The organism is Desulfosporosinus fructosivorans, assembly GCF_004766045.1.
In the GTDB taxonomy this organism is placed as follows: Bacteria; Bacillota; Desulfitobacteriia; order Desulfitobacteriales; family Desulfitobacteriaceae; genus Desulfosporosinus; species Desulfosporosinus fructosivorans.
On the sequence record NZ_SPQQ01000037.1, the window covers coordinates 1 to 6,654 of the forward strand.

General features: G+C 44.6%; 5 protein-coding genes and 1 pseudogene. All 6 read left to right on the forward strand.

The window, feature by feature from the left end; genetic code table 11:
* On the forward strand, nt 1-943 hold a 943-nt coding region (locus E4K67_RS29515; protein ID WP_135553267.1), incomplete at its 5' end, for a hydrogenase iron-sulfur subunit.
* Between the two features lie 51 nt (nt 944-994).
* Nucleotides 995-2,170, forward strand: a complete 1,176-nt coding sequence (locus E4K67_RS29520) for a (Fe-S)-binding protein (protein ID WP_135553269.1) — start codon at nt 995-997, stop codon at nt 2,168-2,170.
* 105 nt (nt 2,171-2,275) lie between these two features.
* Nucleotides 2,276-3,049 carry an electron transfer flavoprotein subunit beta/FixA family protein gene (locus E4K67_RS29525; RefSeq protein ID WP_135553271.1) on the forward strand — a complete coding sequence of 258 codons (774 nt, stop codon included), beginning with the start codon at nt 2,276-2,278 and terminating at the stop codon, nt 3,047-3,049.
* Between the two features lie 15 nt (nt 3,050-3,064).
* The gene (locus tag E4K67_RS29530) at nt 3,065-4,054 is read left to right on the forward strand and encodes an electron transfer flavoprotein subunit alpha/FixB family protein (protein ID WP_135553273.1); all 990 of its coding nucleotides are present in this window, start codon (nt 3,065-3,067) and stop codon (nt 4,052-4,054) included.
* 68 nt (nt 4,055-4,122) lie between these two features.
* On the forward strand, nt 4,123-6,168 hold the full coding sequence (locus E4K67_RS29535) for a heterodisulfide reductase-related iron-sulfur binding cluster (RefSeq protein ID WP_135553275.1): 2,046 nt from the start codon (nt 4,123-4,125) through the stop codon (nt 6,166-6,168).
* A gap of 350 nt (nt 6,169-6,518) precedes the next feature.
* Nucleotides 6,519-6,654 (forward strand): annotated as a pseudogene (locus tag E4K67_RS30985) (adenylyl-sulfate reductase subunit beta); the annotation flags it as partial.

The window sequence follows — 6,654 nt, forward strand, 5'->3', positions numbered from 1 at the left end:
GTCTAATGACGAAGGACCAAAGGGAGAAGATATTCTCAGGTCGAATCTCTTGAACCTAGCCTATCGCCAAGGACCAGAGATGCCGACGTTGAAATATGGTTTTGCGGATTCGCATTTCATCTGTTTCCCATATGAAACTCGCCGCACAGGGATCTATGCAGCAGGGAGCGTGCGGATGCCGATGGATGCAGCTTCCAGCATTGAAGATGCTACAGGAGCAGCGATGAAGGCCATCCAATGTACAGAACTGAGCGCCCTAGGATCAGCCTTACACCCGCGGGTAGGAGATCTATCATTCCCAGACTTCGCCATGTCGAGATGTACCCAGTGCAAACGTTGTACTGTGGAATGTCCTTTTGGAGCCATCAACGAAGATGACAAATTTAATCCACTGCCAAATCCAACTCGTTGCCGCCGCTGTGGAATCTGCATGGGAGCATGTCCAGAGAGAATCATCTCCTTTAAGAACTACGCAGTGCCGATGATCGGGAACATGATTAAGGCAATCGAGGTACCGGATGAAGATGAGGAAAAACCAAGAATCGTGATCTTCGCTTGTGAAAACGATGCTATACCTGCAATCGATATGGCAGGCATCAACCATCTCAAGTACAACGCTTGGGTGCGGGTTATCCCAGTAAGATGCCTAGGCTCAATGAACATCGTGTGGATAGCTGATACAATGTCCCAGGGAATTGATGGAATCTTACTTCTAGGATGTAAACATGGCGATGACTATCAGTGCCACTTCATCAAAGGAAGCGAGTTGGCCGAGACCAGGTTATCAAAAGTGTCAGAAACCTTAAACCGATTGGATCTCGAGTCAGATCGAGTGAGGATGGAGCAGATCTCCATCATGGATTACGACAAGATCCCGGCTATATTGGACGGCTTTGCCGAGAGACTAGAAGAACTGGGCCCCAACCCCTATAAAGGGTTCTAAGCTCTAAGGTCAGGAGACACTACCTTAAAGGCGTAGCAAAGGAGCATGAAGATGGATGAAATAAAAGAAGTATCTCTGGATATGAGAGATTATATTGTTTCTTCAGGGGCGGAGACACTCAGTTGGTGTATGCAGTGCGGACTGTGTACCAATCTCTGTCCATGGCGACAAGTAACAGGCGAGGTTAGTGAAGCATTTAACATTCGCAAAATGCAACGTCTGGGTCAGCTTGGCCTAGAGGGCTTTGAAGATGAGAATATCCTATTTGCCTGTGTAACCTGCGGAATGTGTCTGGTCAACTGCCCAAGAAAAGTAGAAATCATCAACAACGTGCGCTCGATGCGTAGCACCACGGTTGAAGCAGGGTTTTTACCAGCGGGATTGCGCCCGATCGCGGGAAGCCTTCACGCGAACAATAATCCATGGTCAGGGGAGCAAGAGAAACGAGCAGCCTGGCAGGAAGGTCTGGATATACCAGCCTTTAGTGAAGATACAGAGTACCTCCTATATGTGTGCTGCACCTCCTGTTACGATACACGCAGTCAAAAAATTGCCAAAAGCGTCGTCAAGATGTTGAAGCAAGCAGGGGTAAGCTTTGGAGTTCTAACCGCAGACGAAAAATGCTGTGGTGAGAGCATTCGCAAACTAGGAGATGAAGCGCTTTTCACAAAGCTAGCTGAATCGAACATTAAGTTATTCCAATCAAAAGGTGTCAAAAAGATTATTACAACGTCGCCACATTGCCTATTTGCTTTTAAAAAGGATTACCCAGAACTGGGTGGAGACTTTGAAGCCATGCATTATACAGAAGTACTGGGAGCACTGTTAAAAGAAGGCAAGCTTTCCATAGATGGAGAATTCGCTAAAAAAGTCACATTCCATGATCCTTGCTATCTGGGCCGACATAATGAGGTCTACGATGCTCCAAGGGAACTTCTGCAAGCTGTCGCAGGTGCAGAATTGGTAGAACTTGAGCGAAATAAGAATAAGAGTCTTTGCTGTGCTGGAGGCGGCGGTCGAGTTTGGGCTGAAACACCGTTCGGAGAACGATTTGGCGAACTACGAATTAACGACGCTGTCGACAAAAAGGCGGAAATTCTAGTCACTGCTTGTCCTTACTGTATTACCATGCTTGAGGATGCTTGCGCAGGTCTGGAAAAGGGCGACGTATTACAAGTTATGGAATTGTCCGAGTTTCTTTGCGCTGCTAGCCAACCTAAGGTCTAGTTTCATGGAGATACCATTCCCCTGGTTTTCCAGGGGAGGTGTCCAAGATAGATTTAATCACGATAAGTGCCTTTGGCAGACTAGGAAAAGTTAGGAGGAAAAAGCATGAACATCATAGTTTACATCAAACAAACATTTGATACCGAGGCTAAAATTGTACTAGATGCTAACGGTAAGATTGATGCCAATGGGGTGAATTTGATTATCAACCCTTACGATGAGTTCGCTATCGAAGAGGGGATCCGCCTAAAAGAAAAATTAGGTGGCGAAGTTACTGTTATCAGTATGGGAGGTGCAAATGCCCAAACAGCCATTCGCACTGCCTTGGCTATGGGTGCAGATAAAGCCGTCCTAGTAAGTGATCCTGCCCTAGAAAATTGCGATGAATGGCACAACGCAGAAGTTTTGGCTAAAGCAGTCTCTCAAATACCTTATGACATTATCATAGCCGGTCGTATTGCGATCGACGATGGCGCCAGTCAAATCGCTGTTCGTTTAGCAGAAATATTAAATGTCCCTTCAATTAGCAGTGTTCTCAAACTGGACGTTACTGGAACTCAAGTGACTGCGACTCGTGAAATTGACGGTGGGACAGAGGTCATTGAAACAAGTTTACCAGTCGTCATTACTGCTCAAAAAGGCCTCAATGACCCTCGTTACCCATCGGTAGCAGGAATTATGAAAGCCAAGAAGAAACCATTGCAAACTCTAACACTTGCCGATCTTGGCATGAGTGCAGGAGATATCGCTCCGAAAATGAATGTGGATAAATATGATTTACCAACTGCTCGTCAAGGAGGGCGAAAGATTCCCGGTGAAGCTGCGCAAGCCGCTCAGGAACTAGCACGTCTCTTGCGTGAAGAAGCAAAAGTTTTGTAAAAGGAGGAATTAGACATGGCAAAAGGAATTTTTATTATTGTCGAGCAACGCGACTTGCAAATTCGTAAAGTATCCTTAGAACTTCTCAGCCAAGCGCGAAAAGTAGCCGATGAAACTGGCGAAACCGTAGTAGCTGTTGTACTTGGTCAAGGTATTGAAGGCCTTGCTCAGACTGTTGCCGCTTCTGGAGCGGACAAAGTCATCCTCATCGATGATGAGAAACTGAAGGAATATACTACTGGCGCTTATACTTCTGTGCTCAATAAACTTATCCGTAAAGAAGAGCCACAGGCTGTTTTAATGGGTAATACGGCTATCGGAAAAGATCTTGCTCCCCGTTTAGCTCATCGTCTAGGCGTTGGCTTAGCCTCAGACTGCACGGGAATGGAAACTGACGCTAAAAACTTCTTGAGCTTTAAACGCCCAATTTATGCAGGTAAAGCGTTCGCTTATCTTTCCTCGAACGTTCGACCGATTCTGGCTACCATTCGCCCCAATACCTTTAAAGCTGAAGCGCCTGATGCTTCACGCCAAGCTGAAATCGTCAAAGAAACGGCGGATATCGATTCTGATGACTTACGTGCTATTCTTAAAGAAGTTGCCATTGCCGCTTCAAAACGCCCTGACCTTACAGAGGCTAACGTTATTGTCTCTGGTGGACGTGGCATGAAGGGTCCAGAAAATTATGGCATACTGGAAGATCTTGCTGATGTTATCGGCGCAGCAGTCGGAGCTTCACGTGCTGCAGTAGATTCCGGTTGGAAAGAGCATAAGTTCCAAGTTGGACAAACTGGGAAAACTGTTGCGCCAACTCTTTATATCGCTTGCGGAATTTCTGGAGCAATCCAACATCTCGCTGGTATGGGATCTTCAAAGTTTATTGTAGCTATTAACAAAGATCCCGAAGCAAACATTTTTAATGTTGCAGATTATGGCATTGTCGGTGACCTTTTTGACGTAGTACCCCTCCTAACCGAAGAATTCAAAAAATTAGTCAACGAATAAGAAAAAACATTTAGCAAAGCGCCTCACAAAGGCGCTTTCGCTAAATAGAACAAGGAGGAGAGAGCCGAATGGCTGCAGCAACACGTGAAGTTTATTGGAACATTGAAGGAGAGCACTGGCTTTACCTACTCTTCATCATAGCGCTTGCAATCTTTGCTTACGGTGTATATAAACGCGTAATACTCTGGAAATTAGGACAACCTGAAAATCGTTGGAAAGACGTTGGGCAGGGAATAAAAGACATTTTTGTTTATGGAGTATTCCATAAACGGATCCTTAAAGATTCTTATCCCGGCTTGATGCACTTCGGACTTTTCGTGGGATTTGTCGTATTAGCCTTTGCAACGGCAATTATCACCCTCCAAGCGGATTTCGCCTTGCAAATTTTCCATGGCTGGCTTTATATTTTTATTAAGTTAACCTCTAATTTATTTGGACTCCTTGCCATGCTTGCTATTATGGCCTTCGCCTATAGGCGTTATATTCAAAGACCGGATCGCTTAGACAATAAACCGGATGATGCTATCACACTGGCTCTATTATTCACCATCCTAGTGACTGGTTTTGTTATTCAAGGTGTGCGTATCGCCGCAATACCAGATCCATGGTCTGCTTATGCTTTTGTCGGTCAATGGATGGCTATCCCCCTAAAAGCTATGCTTAATGAAGCACAACTTTTGTCCCTGCACGTGTTTCTCTGGTGGTTCCACCTCGTACTCGCGATGACCTTTATTGCTTATTTCTCACACTCTAAACTTTTCCATATCCTACTTGGTCTGGCAAATCAATTCCTTCGCAAAAGGGGACCTATTGGTATTCCAGATCCGATCGATTTTGAAGATGAGAGTCTTGAAACTTTCGGGAAAAGTCAATTGCGTGAGTTTTCCTGGAAAGCATTATTCAATACAGATGCCTGCATTCGTTGTGGACGATGTCAGGATAACTGTCCTGCTTACTTGAGTGGGAAGCACCTCAATCCTAAAAAGATTATCCAAGATATGAAGGTTCTCATGGAAGAAACTGGAGCTGCAGTTGCTGAAGCCAAAAAAGTGGCAAACGTAACTCAAGTTGAGGGTCAAGAAGCTGCGGCAGCAAGTGAAGACGAAGAGTGGACTGGTCGAGCCCTCATAGGTGACGTAATTCCAGAAGAAGACCTATGGGCTTGCACGACGTGTCGTTCCTGTGAACAACAGTGTCCTATATTCATCGAACACGTCGACAAAACTATCGATATGCGCCGTAACCTAGTTCTAATGGAAACACGCTTCCCTGCAGAAGCTCAATTAGCTTTCAAAAACATGGAGAATAACGGTAACCCATGGGGTATCGGTTGGAGCACACGTGCCGATTACCTTACTGGCCTTGGAGTGAAAACCTTCGAACAAGAGCCAGAGGCAGAGTATTTGTATTGGCCCGGATGTTCAGGATCTTTTGATGCTCGCAATCAAAAGGTTTCCGCAGCTCTTGTTAAGCTGCTCAATGCAGCAGGCGTTAATTTTGCCATCCTAGGAAATGATGAGAAATGTTGTGGCGACTCTGCCCGTAAATTAGGAAACGAATATTTATTCTTCTCATTGGCTACAGAAAACATTGAAGTCATGAATGGTCATGGGGTCAAGAAAATCATTACTCAATGTCCTCACTGTTACAATCTGCTAAAGAATGAGTACCCACAGCTTGGTGGAAACTTCGAAGTTATTCATCATACTGTATTCCTTTTAGATTTGGTCAAGTCTGGCAAACTTAAACTCAATCAAACCGCCGGTAAATCGATCACATACCACGATTCTTGTTATTTAGGTCGCTATAATGAAATTTACGAACAACCTCGTGAATTGCTTAAGGCAGTAGGCTTAGAAATCAAAGAAATGGCCCATACTGGGGAGAAAAGTTTCTGTTGTGGTGCCGGTGGCGGTCGAATGTGGCTTGAAGAGGATGAAGGACAACGTATCAATGAAATGCGAACGGATGAGGCTATCGCTGTGAAAACTGATTATGTAGGTACCGCATGTCCGTATTGCCTTACTATGATTGTGGATGGAATCGCTGCCCGTGGTGTCGGTGAAGACCTTAAAGCTTTAGATATTGCTGAAATCCTAGAAAAAGCTATCTAAATTCCTATGCGAATTTCTTTATCACTGTACAGCGAGTATACTCACTCCTCACTCCCTATAAAGAGTGTATGATAACTCGCTGTACGGACCACTATAGGGGATTGGCTGAGTTATTCGTAGAATATCGGTGCTTGGTATTTCGAAAGGGGAGATGTAATGGTAATCCGTTAACCTCTGGAAAAGAGCTACTTCCAAGACAATATTCTTCGTGATTCTAGCGAAAACTCCGTATGACTGTGTCTTATCCAGTAAATGTATAGTGGTAAGTTGATAGGACAGACATTAAATCTTAAGTTTTGAAAGAACTGTCAAGTTCTATAGTATTAATAAAATATTGGGAGGTTTAAATTATGCCAAGTTTCGTAATTGCAGAAAAATGTGACGGATGTAAAGGGCAAGACAAAACGGCTTGCATGTATGCATGCCCAAATGACCTGATGATGTTAGACAAAGAAGCAATGAAGGCTACAAACCTAGATCCTAGCC

What these genes read in the sequence shown, in the direction of transcription:
- E4K67_RS29525 (WP_135553271.1), top strand. Translation starts at nt 2,276, where the DNA reads ATGAACATCATAGTTTACATCAAACAAACATTTGATACCGAGGCTAAA.
- E4K67_RS29520 (WP_135553269.1), top strand. Translation starts at nt 995, where the DNA reads ATGGATGAAATAAAAGAAGTATCTCTGGATATGAGAGATTATATTGTT.
- E4K67_RS29530 (WP_135553273.1), top strand. Translation starts at nt 3,065, where the DNA reads ATGGCAAAAGGAATTTTTATTATTGTCGAGCAACGCGACTTGCAAATT.
- E4K67_RS29535 (WP_135553275.1), top strand. Translation starts at nt 4,123, where the DNA reads ATGGCTGCAGCAACACGTGAAGTTTATTGGAACATTGAAGGAGAGCAC.